This window comes from Vibrio sp. 10N.261.52.C11 (assembly GCF_041471405.1).
In the GTDB taxonomy this organism is placed as follows: Bacteria; Pseudomonadota; Gammaproteobacteria; order Enterobacterales; family Vibrionaceae; genus Vibrio; species Vibrio crassostreae_C.
Genome location: NZ_JBFROI010000014.1, coordinates 148,474 through 166,557, shown reverse-complemented (window position 1 = coordinate 166,557; position 18,084 = coordinate 148,474). Strand labels below are relative to the sequence as shown.

At 43.7% G+C, this 18,084-nt stretch carries 17 protein-coding genes; 4 read left to right on the top strand and 13 right to left on the bottom strand.

Going from position 1 to position 18,084, the window contains the following annotated elements; translation table 11 throughout:
• Positions 1-75: 75 nt before the first annotated feature.
• Complete coding sequence (ald, locus tag AB4323_RS06120; RefSeq protein WP_102332952.1) at positions 76-1,200, top strand: alanine dehydrogenase; 1,125 nt, start codon at positions 76-78, stop codon at positions 1,198-1,200.
• Positions 1,201-1,355: 155 nt separating this feature from the next.
• Here the strand turns inward: ald and AB4323_RS06115 are convergent, their stop codons facing one another.
• Complete coding sequence (locus AB4323_RS06115) at positions 1,356-2,558, bottom strand: methyltransferase (RefSeq protein ID WP_102393838.1); 1,203 nt, start codon at positions 2,556-2,558, stop codon at positions 1,356-1,358.
• A gap of 140 nt (positions 2,559-2,698) precedes the next feature.
• On the bottom strand, positions 2,699-3,673 hold the full coding sequence (gene cysB / locus AB4323_RS06110) for an HTH-type transcriptional regulator CysB (RefSeq protein WP_017060244.1): 975 nt from the start codon (positions 3,671-3,673) through the stop codon (positions 2,699-2,701).
• A 322-nt stretch (positions 3,674-3,995) separates the two neighbouring features.
• Here cysB and AB4323_RS06105 point away from each other — a divergent pair, with 322 nt between their 5' ends.
• Positions 3,996-4,760 (top strand): DNA repair protein, encoded by a 765-nt coding sequence (locus tag AB4323_RS06105; protein ID WP_102332954.1) that lies wholly within the window; start codon positions 3,996-3,998, stop codon positions 4,758-4,760.
• 143 nt (positions 4,761-4,903) lie between these two features.
• A complete protein-coding gene (gene miaE, locus AB4323_RS06100; protein WP_372151925.1) occupies positions 4,904-5,659 on the top strand; it encodes a tRNA isopentenyl-2-thiomethyl-A-37 hydroxylase MiaE in 756 nt (251 codons plus the stop codon).
• A gap of 104 nt (positions 5,660-5,763) precedes the next feature.
• Here the strand turns inward: miaE and pyrF are convergent, their stop codons facing one another.
• From pyrF to AB4323_RS06045, 11 genes are all read right to left on the bottom strand, one after another.
• Positions 5,764-6,459 (bottom strand): orotidine-5'-phosphate decarboxylase, encoded by a 696-nt coding sequence (gene pyrF / locus AB4323_RS06095; RefSeq protein ID WP_017060241.1) that lies wholly within the window; start codon positions 6,457-6,459, stop codon positions 5,764-5,766.
• A gap of 124 nt (positions 6,460-6,583) precedes the next feature.
• Complete coding sequence (lapB, locus tag AB4323_RS06090; RefSeq protein WP_017060240.1) at positions 6,584-7,759, bottom strand: lipopolysaccharide assembly protein LapB; 1,176 nt, start codon at positions 7,757-7,759, stop codon at positions 6,584-6,586.
• A 12-nt stretch (positions 7,760-7,771) separates the two neighbouring features.
• Entirely contained in the window at positions 7,772-8,044 is a 273-nt protein-coding gene (locus AB4323_RS06085; RefSeq protein ID WP_017060239.1) for a LapA family protein, read from the bottom strand.
• A gap of 129 nt (positions 8,045-8,173) precedes the next feature.
• The gene (ihfB, locus tag AB4323_RS06080) at positions 8,174-8,458 is read right to left on the bottom strand and encodes an integration host factor subunit beta (protein ID WP_017060238.1); all 285 of its coding nucleotides are present in this window, start codon (positions 8,456-8,458) and stop codon (positions 8,174-8,176) included.
• Positions 8,459-8,579: 121 nt separating this feature from the next.
• Positions 8,580-10,250: a 30S ribosomal protein S1 gene (gene rpsA / locus AB4323_RS06075; protein WP_010439921.1), complete on the bottom strand. Its 1,671-nt coding sequence runs from the start codon at positions 10,248-10,250 to the stop codon at positions 8,580-8,582.
• Positions 10,251-10,356: 106 nt separating this feature from the next.
• Positions 10,357-11,037 (bottom strand): (d)CMP kinase, encoded by a 681-nt coding sequence (gene cmk / locus AB4323_RS06070; protein ID WP_017060237.1) that lies wholly within the window; start codon positions 11,035-11,037, stop codon positions 10,357-10,359.
• A gap of 292 nt (positions 11,038-11,329) precedes the next feature.
• Positions 11,330-12,076, bottom strand: a complete 747-nt coding sequence (gene kdsB, locus AB4323_RS06065) for a 3-deoxy-manno-octulosonate cytidylyltransferase (RefSeq protein ID WP_017060236.1) — start codon at positions 12,074-12,076, stop codon at positions 11,330-11,332.
• The gene (locus tag AB4323_RS06060; protein WP_004736429.1) at positions 12,076-12,255 is read right to left on the bottom strand and encodes a Trm112 family protein; all 180 of its coding nucleotides are present in this window, start codon (positions 12,253-12,255) and stop codon (positions 12,076-12,078) included. Before AB4323_RS06060 ends, kdsB begins: the two co-directional genes overlap by 1 nt.
• Positions 12,236-13,243, bottom strand: coding sequence for a tetraacyldisaccharide 4'-kinase (gene lpxK / locus AB4323_RS06055; RefSeq protein ID WP_029235494.1), 1,008 nt, complete (start codon positions 13,241-13,243; stop codon positions 12,236-12,238). Before lpxK ends, AB4323_RS06060 begins: the two co-directional genes overlap by 20 nt.
• Before the next feature lie 13 nt (positions 13,244-13,256).
• Positions 13,257-15,005 (bottom strand): lipid A ABC transporter ATP-binding protein/permease MsbA, encoded by a 1,749-nt coding sequence (gene msbA, locus AB4323_RS06050; protein ID WP_372151924.1) that lies wholly within the window; start codon positions 15,003-15,005, stop codon positions 13,257-13,259.
• 31 nt (positions 15,006-15,036) lie between these two features.
• Positions 15,037-17,364, bottom strand: coding sequence for a DNA internalization-related competence protein ComEC/Rec2 (locus tag AB4323_RS06045; RefSeq protein ID WP_372151921.1), 2,328 nt, complete (start codon positions 17,362-17,364; stop codon positions 15,037-15,039).
• A 17-nt stretch (positions 17,365-17,381) separates the two neighbouring features.
• Here AB4323_RS06045 and AB4323_RS06040 point away from each other — a divergent pair, with 17 nt between their 5' ends.
• Positions 17,382-17,894 (top strand): DUF2062 domain-containing protein, encoded by a 513-nt coding sequence (locus tag AB4323_RS06040; protein ID WP_372151919.1) that lies wholly within the window; start codon positions 17,382-17,384, stop codon positions 17,892-17,894.
• Positions 17,895-18,084: the final 190 nt, after the last annotated feature.

The following is an 18,084-nucleotide window of genomic DNA, read 5'->3' as shown; positions in this document are numbered from 1 at the left end:
ATCTATACTAGATATTAATTCGACAGAATTACCCTACACATAGATAAAACAACCAAAATAAAATGAGGAGTCAGGATGATCATTGGCGTACCTAAGGAAATCAAGAACCACGAATACCGCGTTGGTATGACCCCAGCTAGCGTGAGAGAACTAATCTCACACGGCCACCAAGTTTTTGTAGAAACCAATGCCGGTACTGGTATCGGTTTTTCAGACGATGATTACATCGCTGTAGGCGCATCCATTCTTCCTACTGCTGCTGACGTTTTCGCGAAAGCAGAGATGATTGTAAAGGTTAAAGAACCTCAAGCTGTCGAGCGAGCTATGCTTCGCGAAGGGCAAATATTATTTACCTATTTACACCTTGCACCAGATTTTCCACAAACTGAAGAGCTTATCAAGAGCAAAGCTGTCTGCGTAGCCTATGAGACTGTAACAGATAATATGGGTCGCTTGCCACTATTAGCACCAATGTCTGAAGTAGCTGGTCGTATGTCTATTCAAGCAGGTGCACAAACATTAGAGAAATCTAACGGTGGTTGTGGTCTTCTTCTTGGTGGCGTTCCAGGTGTTGAACCAGCAAAAGTTGTTGTTGTTGGTGGCGGTGTTGTAGGTGCTAACGCAGCACGTATGGCTGTAGGCCTTCGCGCTGATGTTACAATTCTTGACCGTAACGTAGATACACTGCGTCGACTTGATGAAGAATTCCAAGGTCGCGCAAAAGTGGTTTATTCTACTGAAGACGCCATTGAGAAGCATGTTCTAGAAGCAGACCTAGTAATTGGTGCAGTACTAATTCCTGGCGCAGCAGCTCCAAAATTGGTTACAAAAGAGCACATCGCTAAGATGAAGTCAGGTTCAGCAGTTGTTGATGTTGCAATCGACCAAGGCGGTTGTTTCGAGACTTCTCACGCAACCACTCACGCAGACCCAACTTACATTGTTGATGACGTAGTTCACTACTGTGTTGCAAACATGCCTGGCGCTGTTGCTCGTACTTCAACTTACGCACTAAACAATGCAACACTTCCTTACATTGTTAAGCTAGCGAACAAAGGCTACCGCGAAGCACTTCTATCTGATGAAGGCTTCCTAGAAGGTCTAAACGTTATTCACGGTAAAGTAACTTGTAAAGAAGTTGCAGAAAGCTTTGACCTTGAATACGTAGACCCAGCAGAAGCAATCGCAATGTTTAACTAATGATGTAATGACTAACTGAACGCAATAATCTTCTCGTTGAAGCGTTCAGTTAACTCATACACATTAAACAAAAAGCCAGTACGACATTATGTCGCGCTGGCTTTTTTGCATTAATGGATTTAGTTCGTAAAAACACGTAACAGTACGGTTTACCACTAGCGCTCGATTTTAACCCCATGAATCAATAGATTTCTTGGCGTAATACTGCGTTCACAGAACTCTTCAATCGTAGCTTCATAACCTTGCTCTTGCAGATAGATAGCGCGATCTAAAGCCAGCCATATCTCTAATGGTCGTCTAAAGACTTGTTGAACCAAACTCAGCTTTTCCATTTCCCAGAAAAGCGCTTCGCCTTGAATCAAATAAGAGTCAAAATCAATATCTGAGCCCAGCGATAGCTCTTTCACTTCAGATGCCCAACGGCAGAAAGATTCAAAACCCTCAGCTAACTCTGATTTTTTGATGCTCGGTACAGGAATGTATTCGTCAATGTTAAGTTCAGCCTTAAGCAACTGGCTGAAGCCTAGACGATAGCTCATCTCTAGTTGACGATGTCTTTTTACTCTTTCACCACCAGTAACGGTTTCTTGAAGCGGGATTCTCAAGTCGCTCTTACTTAACGTTAATGCTGAGCTTTTCGCGATAGAAGACATCGCTTGATAGTTTTCGTCTCGAATAAGATGATAACAACAAGGGGAAATCGTGACCGCTGGTAGCCCATGTGACACTGACTTTTTAACTAGCTCAACATGAAGATCACCACAAGCATGAAGGGCCACGGCATGTTGGTACGAATTAAACACGTCATCGGCCTTGTCTGAAAACGCATCTCCTTGAACAAAATCCATCGCTAACTTCTGGTCATCCGCAATCTTTTGTCCGCTTTCGCATAACGATTGCTGCCATTCAAAGCTAGTGACTTTTTGATCCGATTGCTGAGATAGGATTCGACCAAGAAAGCCTTTACCAGAACACCACTCGAGCCACTCTTTGCCATGGTGATGGCATAATGCAGCCTCGCCCATTGCGACAATTTGATGTAGCTTTCGGCCAGGAATACCATCAGCAGTACCACGTGGGAGGTCTAAACCAACCAAAGCAGTGTTATCGAACTGGATGTTTTGGGTAGCAGTTTCTAATTCAGGTAGGAAACGAGTCAGTTCCTCAATCAAAAGCTGAGGCTGCTCTTTTAAGGTTTGAATGCTTTCATTATCTAAGCTTTCTAACCAATCAACGAGTGGACGATTGACCTCTTTCCACGGCTGCTGTTGAGTTTGGCATAGGTGAAAAGGCTCTGAACGCCAGTAAATCTGGTGCTCTAGCAAAAATGAATCGAGTATTTTAAATCGTGAATGCATGCTTCCCCCTATGATGCGTGGATTGTAGGGGTAAGAGGTCGAAATGGAAAGGCCCGATAAAGAAAACGAAAACTAAAAGCCCAAAAGAAAAACGGCCTGCAAATACAGGCCGAATAAGAATCAAAATTTACACGATGAGATTAACGAACTGGCAGTTCGATATCTTTAAACATCTCTTCGATCTCTTCGTTCGATTTCAAAGAAATAGCTTGCTCAACCACAGGGCGAGTTAAGTGCGGTGCAAAACGCTCCATGAAATCAAACATGTAAGAACGCAAGAAGGTGCCTTTTCTAAAACCAATGCTGGTTGTGCTCGCACCAAATAGATGGCTCGCATCAATCGCAACCAAATCAGTATCTTGCTCGTGGTCAATAGCCATACTTGCAATTACACCAACACCAATGCCCATACGAACGTAGGTTTTGATTACGTCTGCATCGGTCGCAGTAAACACAACACGCGGTGTTAAACCTACTTTGTTAAACGCGGTATCAAGCTCAGAACGGCCAGTGAAACCAAATACATAAGTCACGAGAGAGTAAGCCGCAAGATCTTCGATCGTGATATTACGCTTCTGTGCCAGGGGATGATCTTTGGTCACGACGATCGAACGGTTCCAGTGGTAACAAGGCAGCATAATCGCATCTTGGTAAAGGTGTAGCGCTTCCGTTGCAATCGCAAAATTCGCTGTACCTTTAGCGACGGCTTCTGACATTTGGCTTGGCGTACCTTGGTGCATGTGAAGCGATACTTTTGGATAGCGCGCCGTGAAACCTTTAATCACATCAGGCAGTGCATAACGAGCTTGAGTATGAGTCGTTGAAATATTCAATGTACCCATCTCTGGATGTGTGTGTTCACCCGCTACCGCTTTAATGCTTTCAACGCGCGCCAAAATCTCTTGAGAGATACGAATGATATCCTCACCCGCTTGGGTAACCTGCGTTAGATGCTTGCCGCTACGCTCAAAAATCTGAATGCCTAGTTCGTCTTCAAGTAATCTAACTTGCTTACTAATGCCAGGCTGAGATGTGTACAAACTCTCTGCTGTAGCTGAAACATTTAGGTTATGGTTTACAACCTCAACAATGTACTTCAGTTGCTGTAACTTCATATCTAACCTCGTAATCCTTTACTCATTTCTGTGCTAACTTATTTGCAAAGAGAGCGTTATAGTCGCGTGTAATATAATTAATAGTTATAACGCTTCGAACACAAAAATGACAGGAAAATTGAGTTTTTCTAGCTTAACAAACAAAAACATCACTAACGCTTTGCAACCCAACCCTCATTCTCATACATTAGTTGGTAAGTTTTGATTGCCGATTTCGCTCAACAAGAGATAATCAGAAATTGCAATTTACGAGTGCCGATACACAATGGAATCGTGTATCCTCTCCAGTTAGCTATAGAAAATAATAAGCAGACTCAAATATATGAATATTGGTTTAATAATCGTCTTAGTAGCCGTTCTTTTGGTGTTAGTTTTAGGCTACAACATCATGCTTCAATATAAAGTTAAGGTAGAAACAGCGAAGAAACAGGAAGCTTCTCGTTATCTAACCATTATTGACGGTACAGAAGAACTGATTGGCAACGCTCATCACATGCCGTTTAGCCAAGATCTTCTTGTATGCTTAAACAATCGAATTCTTGATGCATTAGAAAACATGTATCAACTCGATCCAAAAAATAAGCAGCTTGACCAACGCATTGAAAGCGTAAAACAACAAATCACTCAGCTAAAAGAGAACTACAAAGGTGGCGAGAGTACCGCTTTCCGCGTACCAAGTAGTGACAAGCAAGCGATCATGATGCTTAAGTTAGTTAAACGCCTGCGTGATACGGTGCGCAACGAGCACAATAAAGGCCGTTTCGAGACTCAAGCTTATGTGGTTGAAAATGCTCGCCTAGAAACAATTCAAATCCGTATTAACATTGAAAATGTTATCAAACGTGCAAACGATTCGATTTCTCGCGGACAACCGGGAACAGCGATTCAGCTATTACGCAAAGGTATTGATGCTTTGGCGACTAAGAACGACTCGTACTCTAATCAAGCCAAAGAAAAGCTTCAACAGATGCTTAACGAGCTTGACCAGAAACGCCAAGACAAAAACGCTCAAGATTTGCAGCAGATGGAATCTAAAGAACGAGAAGACGATATGGATGCCCTCTTCGGTCAGAAGAAGAAATGGTAACAGTCTAACTCAACACTTAAAGGCCGCCTTATTTACATTAAATAGGCGGCCTTTTTTGTAGCTGTTGAATTTCCTTTCTCTGTATAGGGAGATCTCTTGAGCTGTGATAAAATCCCCGCATTATCAACAAACTTTCCCTGACCATGTATCAAGAATTACTCGCTCCAATCCACTCTTTTCTTAAAGCCGAAACGCCAGATTCATGGATAGATGAAGCCAAAAAGCCAGAAAATCTTCACATCATTCTACGCGATCACATGCTGTGTGAACTTAAGGCGGCACAGAGTGCTTTATTCCTTATTCGCAAGTACGCCGTCGATAAAGAAAGCGCGAAGCAACTGAATGAATGGATTTTGCCATACGAGCAATTTGCTTACCGTCGTATCGGAGACTTAGAGTCTCTGCGTGGTAAAAGCAACGTATCCAAGCAAATAACAGCGAAAGAAAGCTGTAATTACGGTGCTGACCTAATCGATAAGATGGTTTTACTGATCAAAGAAGAGCTGCATCACTTCTACCAAGTCATGGAGTTGATGGAGAAGAAAGGCGTGACTTACCAGCCAATCGAGGCGGGTCGTTACGCTAAGGGCTTGATCAAACAAGTTAAGACTTACGAGCCTGATGCTCTGGTTGATAAGCTTATCATCGGTGCGTTTATTGAAGCTCGCTCTTGTGAGCGCTTCGCTAAATTGGCTCCTTTCTTGGAAGAAGACATGGAGAAGTTTTACGTGTCTCTACTTCGTTCAGAAGCTCGCCACTACCAAGATTACCTTGAGCTAGCAGAACAGATCGCAGGGAAAGATATTTCAGAGCGTATTTCGCATTTTGCTCAAGTAGAAGCTGATCTTATCACTTCAGAAGACAGCGACTTCAAATTCCATAGTGGTGCTCCGGTTTAGGCTCCACACAGAACATTCAGTCCAGTTTAGACTAATCCAGACTAAAAAATTAAGGCCAGCAATTTGCTGGCCTTCTTTATTTATATCTCAATCCAAATATAGACTTAAGCAAGCGTACCGTTGATCTCTGCAAGTACAGCAGCAGGGTCTATCGCTTGCGTAATCGGACGACCAATAACAAGGTAGTCTGAACCTGATTCAATCGCTTTAGAAGGCGTCATGATGCGCTTCTGGTCACCAACATCTGCGCCGACAGGACGAATACCTGGAGTAACTAGCTTGAACTCTTGACCAAGTGCACCTTTAAGCAAAGAAGCCTCTTGTGCAGAACATACAACACCGTCTAAGCCAGAGTTTTTCGTTAGAGAAGCCAAGCGCATCACGTGTTGTTGTGGTTCAAGATCCAGACCGATACCCGCTAAGTCAGATTGCTCCATACTGGTGAGTACCGTTACACCGATTAACAGTGGACGATCTTTGCCATAAGGTTCTAAGATTTCGCGAGAAGCCGTCATCATACGCTCACCGCCACTTGCGTGTACGTTCACCATCCAAACACCCAGTTCAGCGGCAGCACGGACTGCTTTTGAACATGTGTTCGGGATGTCGTGGAATTTAAGGTCTAAAAATACTGAGAAACCACGCTTATGTAATTCACGAACAAATTCAGGGCCAAACAGGGTAAACATCTCTTTGCCCACTTTTAGGCGGCAAGATGCTGGGTCAATTCGATCGACAAAGGCTAACGCATCCGCTTGATTATCATAATCCAAGGCTACAATGATTTTTTGGTCGTTCATTTCATCTCCTAACGCAGTTAACTTTCTAAAAATTTCTAATCACCTAAGCAGGTGATAAATAACAGTCATAAAAATGCAGCCCGAAAGCTGCAATTAATAATTTGGTCTTAAAGTGACCACAAATCTATTCACCATCAAGCCCACGAATAGGCTTGATCGTCCCCCACCCTTTACATGAAGGGCAGTGCCAATACAAAGAGTGTGTCGAGAAACCACACTGACGACAACGGTAATGAGGCTTAACCTTAAGCTGTTCACCAACCATAGATTGAAGTGTGGTTAAGCTGTCTTTTGCTCGGCCTTCTTCTGCTTCCGCTAGGTGGTAATCGATTAATCGATAAAAACCTTTCATGGTTGGATTTTTAACAAGCTGCTTTGTCAGTAACTCTTGAGCAGAGCCTACATCTTCATGGTGAGCAACCAATTGCGCCAGCATCAGTTCGGCAGATACACCGGCTTTCTTCTGAATACACGCTTTGAGGAACTCGACCAATTGAGCTTCTTGTCCAAGCTTGTGGTAACACTCAGCAAGGGTTGGCAACACCTCACTGATAAAATCGATATCTTGTTCAAGTACCGATTCAAGACAATCAATTGTCTTTTGGTAATCTTCGTTCGCTAAGTGGAACTTCCCTAGCGCGATACTTGCGCGAACACATTTAGGGTCTTCAGAAAGCGCCTTCTTAAAATGCTGAAGCGCTTTAGAACGATTACCATCGGCTTGTTCTTGCATTGCAAGCTCACACCAGAAATGCGCGACTGTGGCACGCATCTTCATTTTTTTCTTGCCGAGCTTAACTAAGATATTTCCGTAATGGATAGCCTTGTTCCACTCACGGGTCTGCTGATAAATAGCCACCAACTGCTGTAAAGCGCCCTCTTTATGGTCAGGTTCTTCTACAAGTTGTTCAAAGATTTTTTCAGCGCGATCAAGGAAGCCAGAGACCATGTAGTCTTTAGCTAATTGTTGCAGTGCGAGATTTTTCTGATCGAGGGTAAGCCCCGAACGAGAGATGAGATTTTGGTGAATACGAATAGCGCGGTCGACTTCGCCTCTTGAGCGGAACAAGTTGCCCAAAGCCAAGTGAGTATCGATGGTTTCATTGTCTACTTGAAGCAGTTCAATAAAGTGATCAACCGCTTTGTCAGATTGATCTGACAGTAATAGGTTCAAACCCGTCACGTATTGACGGGAGATCTGGTGTGATTGCTTTTGTTTTTCTTGCTGAGCGTTACGATTACCCATATACCAGCCATAAGCGGCTGCGATGGGCAAAAGTAAGAACAGTAACTCTAACATCAAATATAGCCTTTAAGCTTTAGTATCAGCAGGGACCTGCTTTGATTGCTTATTGAGTTGCTTCTTCAAGCGATGAATTTTTAGCTGAGACCGCATGTGCATATTACCAAAGACTAACCAAGCAAGGGCGAAGCCTGAAACGAATACAACACCTAATAAACTTGATAGGTGGAAGTCACCTTGCGCTAGCAGATAGTTGAAATTCACAGTTGTTTGGTTTTGAGAGCCTAAAGCCAGTGCAATTAGGAAAAGTGCGATAACGGCGACTATTTTTATAATTTTCATAGTTCATCACTCATTGGTTGGTTAGCTGTACGATTATGCAGGAAAATTACTAATCAGACCACCATATTATGGTCATAAAAAAGCGGCATACATTATAGTATGCCGCTTTTCTTAATTCCGATAAGTAGGCTACATTCCTGAGTTTACTCGTTCACGCAGCTCTTTACCTGGTTTGAAGTGAGGAACGTATTTACCTTCTAACTCAACCTTGTCACCAGTCTTTGGGTTACGTCCAACACGAGGCTCACGATAATGCAGAGAAAAGCTGCCAAAACCGCGAATTTCGATTCGATCACCACTTTCTAGTGTTGAAGCCATATGCTCTAAAATGTCTTTTACAGCGTCTTCAATTTCTTTTGCAGAAAGATGCGTTTGCTCAGCGCACAGTCTCTCAATCAATTCAGACTTAGTCATAGTTACCCTCGTTGGTTTTCTTTTTAGAAATTATAGACCTATCGGAAAAATAAGCAAAAAAAAAGGAGCCTTACGGCTCCTTTCTTGGCTAGATAGCTATAATTCTCTTAATGAGAAGCTATTATTCGCCTTTAGCAGCTTTGAATGCGTCTGCCATTGCGTTACCGAACGCGCCTTCTTCAGACTTGTTCAGTGAAGCCATTGCTTCTTGCTCATCAGCTTCATCTTTAGCTTTGATAGATAGGTTGATTACGCGGTTCTTACGGTCTACACCAGTGAACTTCGCTTCAACGCTGTCGCCAACGCTTAGGATTAGAGATGCATCCTCGATACGGTCGCGAGAAACTTCAGAAGCGCGGATGTAACCTTCAACGCCTTCGATTAGCTCGATAGTAGCGCCTTTCGCGTCAACTGCAGTAACAGTACCGTTTACAAGAACACCTTTCTTGTTGTCAGCAACGTATGCGTTGAACGGGTCGTTTTCCATTTGCTTAACGCCAAGAGAAATACGCTCACGCTCTGCATCTACTGCTAGAACAACAGCAGAGATTTCGTCGCCTTTCTTGTATTCACGTACAGCTTCTTCGCCGGCAGCGTTCCAAGAAATGTCAGATAGGTGTACAAGACCGTCGATACCGCCTTCTAGACCGATGAAGATACCAAAGTCAGTGATAGACTTGATCTTACCAGTAACTTTGTCGCCCTTAGCTTGCATTTCTGCAAATGACTGCCATGGGTTAGCTTTACACTGTTTCAGACCTAGAGAGATACGACGACGTTCTTCGTCGATATCAAGAACCATAACCTCAACTTCGTCGCCAACATTAACAACTTTAGAAGGGTGGATGTTCTTGTTAGTCCAATCCATTTCAGAAACGTGTACTAGACCTTCAACGCCTTCTTCGATTTCAACGAAGCAGCCGTAGTCAGTTAGGTTTGTAACACGACCAGAAAGCTTGTGACCTTCTGGGTAACGCTTAGCGATTGCTACCCATGGATCTTCGCCTAGTTGCTTAAGACCTAGTGAAACACGAGTGCGCTCACGATCGAACTTAAGAACTTTAACTAGGATTTCGTCACCAACGTTAACGATCTCTGATGGGTGCTTAACGCGCTTCCAAGCCATATCTGTGATATGTAGAAGACCGTCAACACCGCCAAGGTCAACGAATGCACCGTAGTCAGTAAGGTTCTTAACGATACCTTTAACTTCAGTACCTTCTTGTAGAGTTTCAAGAAGTTCGTCACGCTCAACACTGTTTTCAGATTCGATAACAGCACGACGAGAAACAACAACGTTGTTACGCTTCTGGTCTAGCTTGATTACTTTGAACTCTAGCTCTTTGTTTTCTAGGTGAGCAGTGTCACGGATAGGACGTACGTCTACTAGAGAACCAGGAAGGAAAGCACGGATACCGTTAAGTTCAACAGTGAAACCGCCTTTAACTTTACCGTTGATGATACCAACAACAGTTTCAGCTTCTTCGCAAGCTTTCTCAAGTACGATCCAAGCTTCGTGACGCTTAGCTTTCTCACGAGAAAGTTGAGTTTCACCGAAACCATCTTCAACAGCGTCTAGAGCTACGTCTACTTCAGCACCAACTTCAACTTCAAGTTCGCCAGCAGCGTTCTTGAATTGTTCAGCAGGGATAGCAGATTCAGACTTAAGACCAGCGTCTACAAGAACGAAACCGTTCTCGATAGCTACTACAGTACCTTTAACGATGCTGCCTTGTTGGAATTCAGTTTCAGATAGAAACTCTTCAAAGAGTTGAGCAAAAGATTCAGTCATTATTTAATCTTCAATAATTAAACGTCCATGGGTATCCTACCGCATGGGGTTGATAAATTCGCCGGTCATCATCCTTGCGACCAACGTTCGTACTAGCTCGGCGAAATTACCCAGCCAGTTTCGATTCAATATAGTGTAGTGCTTTTTCTACTACCTGCTCAATATTCATTGAGGTGGAATCAAGCACTAGAGCATCCTCTGCAGGGCGAAGTGGCGCCACTGGGCGATTACGATCTCGGTCGTCTCGCTCTTGGATCTCGCTCAAAAGGTCGTCAAATTTAACATCTAACCCCTTTTGTTGCAACTGTTTAAGGCGGCGACTCGCACGCTCTTCAGCACTTGCATCTAAAAATATTTTCGCTTCAGCTTCAGGAAACACAACCGTTCCCATGTCACGGCCATCTGCAACCAAACCAGGCGCAGCGCTGAATGCACGTTGACGACGAAGCAGTGCTTCGCGAACGCGAGGTAAAGCAGCAACTTTTGAAGCCGCCATGCCAGTCTCTTCTTTACGAAGTTCACCAGACACATCTTCACCTTCTAGGATAACCTTAACTAAGTCGCCTTCAGCAATAAACTGCACGTCTAAGTGTGTAGCAAGCGGTACTAAAGCATCCTCTGATTCAGTATCCACACCATGGTGAATTGCCGCTAAAGCCAATACGCGATAGATCGCGCCTGAGTCTAGAAGATGAAAGCCTAGCTTATCTGCTAGCAACATACACAGGGTACCTTTACCTGCACCACTTGGTCCATCAACCGTAATCACTGGGCTTTGAGAAGGCATCTTTTACTCCACGTTTTGTCGTAAGTTTTATTCTGTACTAGCGATTCGCCACTACTTTATAGGCGGCATATTATAGAGAAAAATTGGAACTCGAGCGAGGTAAATCTCAGATAATTCCGTGTTGATGATGCATAAACCAATGCAACTATCTCAATATCCGTTTGCTTAGGTTAATAAGACACGCACGCGCTTTTCGATAGCGCACTTTTCGATAGATAGAAAAAAGCCTCGCAATAGGCAAGGCTCATGATTTTTCATTTTGTAGAGCAAACAAGAATTCGCTCAAAGAAGCTTAACCAATAATAGCTCGAACCGCTTCTAGGTCTTCAGGCGTATCAACACCAGCCGCAGGTGCTTCCGCCGCAACGTCTACGTGGATTTTTTCACCGTACCAAAGTACTCGTAATTGCTCTAGGCACTCAATACGTTCAAGAGTGCTTGGTTCCCAGTTAATGTAGGTATTGATAAAACCCGCTCGGTAAGCATAGATACCAATATGACGAAGCAAAGGAGATTCCGCTGCAGTACCGTTGTTCGCGTAAGCATCGCGATCCCAAGGGATGGTTGCTCGGCTAAAATACAAGGCATAACCGTCTTTATCGGTTACAACTTTAACGGCATTAGGGTTAAACACTTCATCAGCATGAGTGATTTCCACACCTAACGTTGCCATCGGAGCTGTACTGTTAGCAAGATTGTTGGCAACCTGATTAATGATCGAAGGTGGGATAAGTGGCTCATCACCTTGAACATTCACGATAATATGATCATCAGGAATATTCATAACTTCAATCACTTCAGCTAGGCGTTCAGTGCCCGATTCGTGATTCGGTGATGTCATACAAACGGTCGCGCCAAATGCTTTAGCCGCTTTTTCAACTCGAGCGTCGTCGGTAGCGATAATAACGTTATCGGCACCCGCTTTCATTGACTGTTCGTATACCCATTGAATCATCGGCTTTCCACCAATGTCAGCAAGTGGCTTCCCTGGTAAACGGCTCGATTGGTATCTTGCAGGTATAACAACCGTATAAGACATTACTTACCCTCATCCATAGAAACGGTGCGAGCTTCAGGTTCTAAAAGAACAGGAATACCCTCTTTAATTGGGTAAGCAAGGCGATCAATTTTACAAACAAGCTCTTGCTTATCCTTGTCAAAAGTTAGTTTACCTTTACATACAGGGCAAGCAACGATCTCAAGTAGACGGTGATCCATAGTATTCCATAACCTCTTTTATTCTTTTTAAAATTTGCTGTTGCGAATCTTCATCGAACTGCGCAGAAACTGGAAGATACCACCAGTTATCTTGAGCATATTCTTCGCATTTTACAGCGTCTTTTTCTGTCATAATCAGATTCATACCTTTCTTAGCTAAGGCATGAAGTTCATCTTTATCAAAATCTTGATGATCGGCGAAACCCTGTGTGAATACCACATCACCATCAAGATCTTCCAATGTTTTAAAAAAGCGCGGTGGGTGGCCAATACCGGCAAAAGCAACCAGCTTCTGTAATTCTGCCACAGACCTTTTCTGACCAGTCTTTAGGTTAACCGCTTGGCTTGGAAGCAAAGACATCGAGAACTCTCGCCCATGCGCTTTACCGCCATTGTTAACCAAAAAGTCGACTTCATCTAAACGAGATACAGGCTCTCTTAACGGGCCTAAAGGAATTAGGCATTCGCTACCAAAGCGTCTTGCGCCGTCGATAACTGCAAATTCAATGTCGCGTTCAAGCGCGTAATGCTGAAGGCCATCGTCAGTGATAATCACATCAACACCTTTGCTCAGCAATGCTTTCACTGCGTTAGCTCGCACAGGGTCGACTGCGACTGGCGCACCAGTTCGCTTACGAATCAAGCGAGGTTCATCACCCGAATGCTCTGCTGGCGTATTTTCATTCAACACTAACGGATAGCTTGGTGCTTTTGCACCGTAACCACGAGACACAACTCCAGGTTTAAAGCCGTGAGCCTGAAGCATTTCTACTAACCAAATCACAACCGGGGTTTTACCATTTCCACCAGCGGTAATATTGCCCACAACAATAACAGGTAAAGGCGGGCGGTAGGTCTCTTTCTTCCCAGAGAGGTAAGCATCACGACGTTGACCACTAATCAATTTGAACAGCAGACTCAGTGGCCACAATAGCGGCCAGAGAAGATATTTCAACGGGTGATTGTTAAACCAAATCTTTTCGATCACAACAAAACCTAATTTATCCGCTGAACTGAATTCGGTGTAATTGTGCATAAGCACCATCATGCGCGATTAGCTCAGCATGTGCGCCCCTTTCTACAATATGACCATCATCAACCACTAGAATCTCATCAGCTTGCTCGATCGTAGAGAGTCGGTGTGCGATAACTAATACTGTTTTGTCTTTCTGCAGTTCTTCTAGTGCAGATTGAATCGCTCTCTCTGACTCGGTATCCAGTGCAGACGTTGCCTCATCAAGAATCAAAACTGGTGCATCTCTCAATAGCGCTCGTGCAATCGCAATTCGCTGTCTTTGACCACCTGATAGATTACCACCATTCTCGCCAACAACCGTATCAATACCGTTTTCCATGTTTTCGATAAACTCACTCGCATGGGCAAGTTTAGCTGCATGTTCAATCTGTTCGCGGGAATATTCATCGTGTGCGGCGTAAGCGATGTTGTTCGCGACCGTATCATTAAATAGGTGCACATTTTGAGATACAAGAGCAAAGTGCTCCCGCAGGTTTCTCAATTCGTAATCACGAATGTCGTGGCCGTCAAGCTCAATTGAACCTGAGTCTACATCATAAAAACGAGTAAATAGGTTGGCAATGGTACTCTTGCCCGAGCCAGAACGCCCAACAAGCGCAACCGTTTTACCTTTCGGTATATTGAAGCTGACCTTATCAAGTGCTGGTTTCTCTGCTCCTTCATAAGTAAACGTGACATCTTTTACTGCAACTTCACCCGTTACAGATTCAGGCTTCAACGTCCCTTTGTTTTGCTCAGTATCTAGATCCATCAAACCAAATAGAGTTGTACTCGCTGCCATACCGCGTTGGAACTGAGACGTTACACTAGTTAGTGCTTTTAATGGGCGCATTAAGCCGAACATCGCAGAGAAAATAACAGTAAATGTGCCGGGGGTTAACTCAGCTCGAATAGAGTCAAAGCTAGCTAAGATCAACACAGTCACAACGGCAACAGACGCAATCATCTGAATTATTGGGTTAGCGGCTGCTTGTGCTGTTACTAACTTCATACTCTGTTGGCGCATTTGGTTACTAACTTGATCAAAACGTTGCTTCTCTATGTCTTGACCACCATAAGTTAGAACTACTTTATGTCCTTTCAACATTTGCTCTGCAGACGACGCCACATGGCCCATACTTGTCTGCATATTTTTAGAGATCTTTCTGAATCGCTTAGAAACTATGGTAATAGCCCAAGCGACAACGGGTGCGACAGCAAATAGAACTAAAGACAACTGCCAGCTATTCCAGAACATCAGCGTCAACAAGCCAATAATACTTGCACCTTCACGGACAATACTGACTAACGCCTTACTGGTTGCTGCAGACACTTGCTCTGAATCGTAAGTAATTCGAGATAGCAATGCGCCTGTCTGTTCTTTATCGAAGAAAGAAACAGGCATGTGCATAAAGTGGCTAAAGATCTTACGACGAATTTCCATGACCACATTGCCAGAAACCCAACTGAGGCAATAGGTTGAAACAAAACCACTGACGCCACGCACAAACATCATAACAAATATGATAATTGGAAGTGTACGTAGGAAGTCTGACTCAGCGTTACCAAAACCTTCATCAAGCAGAGGCTTCAGTAAAGAAATCATATAGGTATCAGAAACGGCATTTATAATAAGCGCAATAACTGCAACACCAAGGCCGGCCTTATACAGTCGAATATAAGTCCAAAGTCTTTTAAATGTGACCCAGGTAGTTTCATCTGTTTGTGTTGACATAGAATCGCTTAATTTTCTCACAATAATCTATCTATTCTACTCCCTTACGAAGCATCTGCCTATACCACTGCCTGCCTTGTTGTTCTCTAATCGTATGATATTTCCAACCTTCCTGACTGATTGTGATGGTTATTTGTCCGCTTTCTCCGGTATCAAGCCAAGCAATACCCGTTTCATGATAACGTTCAATCACAGATTTGCTTGGCATTCCCCACTGATTACCTTTGGCCAAAGAAGCAATTGCTAGCTGAGGTGAAACTGCCTCAATAAACGGCTTAATCGACGACGAACTACTACCATGATGCGGTACAAGCATCACGTCGCTCTTGAGCCGCTGACCTTCACGAGCAAGTAGCCACTCACTTACCCGTTCAATATCACCAGTTAGCAACATCGAAAACTCAGAATTGGGCTCAAAAATTCTGACCACACACGAATGTGGGTTGTACGCCCTCTTTACTCTTTGAGGTGGCCATAAAACCTCAAAATCTAGACCCTGCCAGTTCCACGCCTCTCCCAAAGTACATGTTTGGATATTCGACTGAACTTGAACAGTCGATTGTGTTTGTTGATTGATGTTCTGACTGGCTCTTATCCACTTAGGATTGTAGTTTTCAAGTAACGCTGGATAGCCACCAGCATGGTCAGAATCGAAATGACTCACTATCACACCTTCCACCTCATGAACTCCTCTCTGGTTCAAGGTGGGAATCAGCAAGGATTCAACAATCGAACCTCCCTGCCACGCGTTGCCGAGATCGTAAACAACGACCTGATTGTTCTTTTCCAAAACTAAAGACAACCCATGCCCAACATCCAAGATATCGATTGTTAATTTGTTTTGCGGCTTACCGAACTCCCACCACAGTACAAACACTGCAATGACCAATATTGATAGTGTTCGTTTGAGATATCGACTGACGAACCCGAAAAATAAGATGAGGAATACAGACAACGCCATACTGTGATTATCAACTTGAATCCAAAATCGTTCAGAGAAAGGAAGGCTAAATACGAGAGGATCAAGCGACAAGTCGACCAACATCCAGAGCTGTTCAGAAAAACCATGGCTTAACGCTGTCAAACTCATCACCTCCGACACTGACTCCAATATTAAGCTAAGTAACATCGCAAGAAACAGTAGCGGGATCGTTACCATCGATACCCAAGGCAAAAGGAGCAAGTTGTAGAGAACAGAGACTAGACTCACCCCTTTGAAAAACAGTATCGAAAAGGGAGCAATAAGAAATGTCAGCATCAGTTGAATCTTGATGAGCTGCAGCACTCGATCGATCAGAGTGGCGTTTGAAGATGATGGCCGACTATTCAAGGCGATATAAATAACGGCACCCAACGCACCAAAGGATAGCCAAAAGCTGCTCGACAATGCTGAAAACGGCCAAATCAGCAGAACCACGCACAGGCTTAAGACGACATACCGAAGCACACTGATATTTTGCCCACGCCACAAGAAATAGCTCGCGATAATACACATCACTAAAGCTCTCAAGGTTGGCAGCGTGAATCCAGCAAACCAACTGTAGAAATAGGCTAAGCCGAGACCGAATATTGTGGGAAACCAAAGAAATGAAGGTGAGAGTAACCTGAATATCTTTCCTACCTGATAGCCGATACCAAAGGCAATCCCAATATGTAGCCCCGAGATAGCCATCAAGTGAATCAAACCACTGCTTTTAAGCAAATCCCAACGCTGAGGATGAATAAGGTCTCGATAACCAAAACTCAAAGCCATAATGAGGTCTTGATTTGCTAACTCACTTAACCTTTCAAGACGGTTTTCAAACCAATGAGACCGCATGTTGGTATTGGTGTGAATTCGATATTGGGTATCGGCTCTGTAAGTTGCATTGGCAACCACACCGGTGCTAAACAAATACTTTTCTAGATCAAAGCCTGCTTCATTGAGTTTACCCCACACTGGTTTTATTGAGACTGATAAATAGACATCATCCCCGAGCGTCAACTTAAAAGGAGTAAACAAACGCAATTTTATCAATTGGGGAAAGGTTAATTTTTCGCCGCCAATTGATCTGGCTACTATTACGCTTTCAAAACCGTGGCTATTTTCACTAAAAAGGCTAACAACCGAAGCATTTATGGTAGTATTCTGCCCTGATTGGAATAAGCGACTCGTTTGTATTTCAATCGCATTCCCCAGGCAGATAACTAGTATCAATGCTGTTACTAGACCTCTTGCACTCCGGAAAACGCTATACTTTGTTGATGCTAGCAGTAACAACAGCATCAATGGTGCCCAAACCCAATGTGGCATCACAGGCCAAAAGCTGGCAGACACAACTGTCGCAGCAAATGAAATCAAGAACCAAGTGTTAAACAAGAGAGTAGCTTCCTCCTATGCCAAGAAAGTTTATCAAACGATTTATGCCTGACCATGAGCTAATCAAGCGTCAGAAAGCATTGAAAGTTTTTGGCAATGTTTTGTACAACCCCAACTTATGGTGCCTTAATCGTCGCTCTGCGGCTGGTGCGTTCGCTGTTGGGTTATTCATGGCGTTTGTCCCTTTACCAAGTCAAATGATTATGTCTGCAGGGCTTGCGGTCGCATGTGGTGTTAACCTACCACTGTCTGTCGCATTGGTTTGGATCAGTAATCCTGTGACTATGCCGGTGCTGTTCTACTTTGCTTATAAAGTAGGCGCGTTTGTGATGCATGTGCCGCCTCAAGCCTTTCATTTCGAACTGTCTTGGGATTTCATCTTGGCGCAAATGAGCACCATAGGACCTCCGTTCCTGCTGGGTTGTCTGATTTGTGGCGTGGTTTCAGCAATGATTGGCTACTTTGGTATTCGCGGTTTATGGCGCTACTCAGTAGTAAGAAGTTGGAAGAAGCGACAAGCAAGGCACTGAACGCCATTTCTTGTTATTCAATCTAACCTTGTATGCGCTTCACTTAAAACGTACACAAGTTAAAATCGGATGAGCTACTTACCTCTGCAAGATTGGCATGTAACGAAAGTCGTAAAGAACACGAATTGAATTCAATAAAAAAGGATCCCACTGGGATCCTTTTTTGTATCGACTGAAAACTGACGGCCTG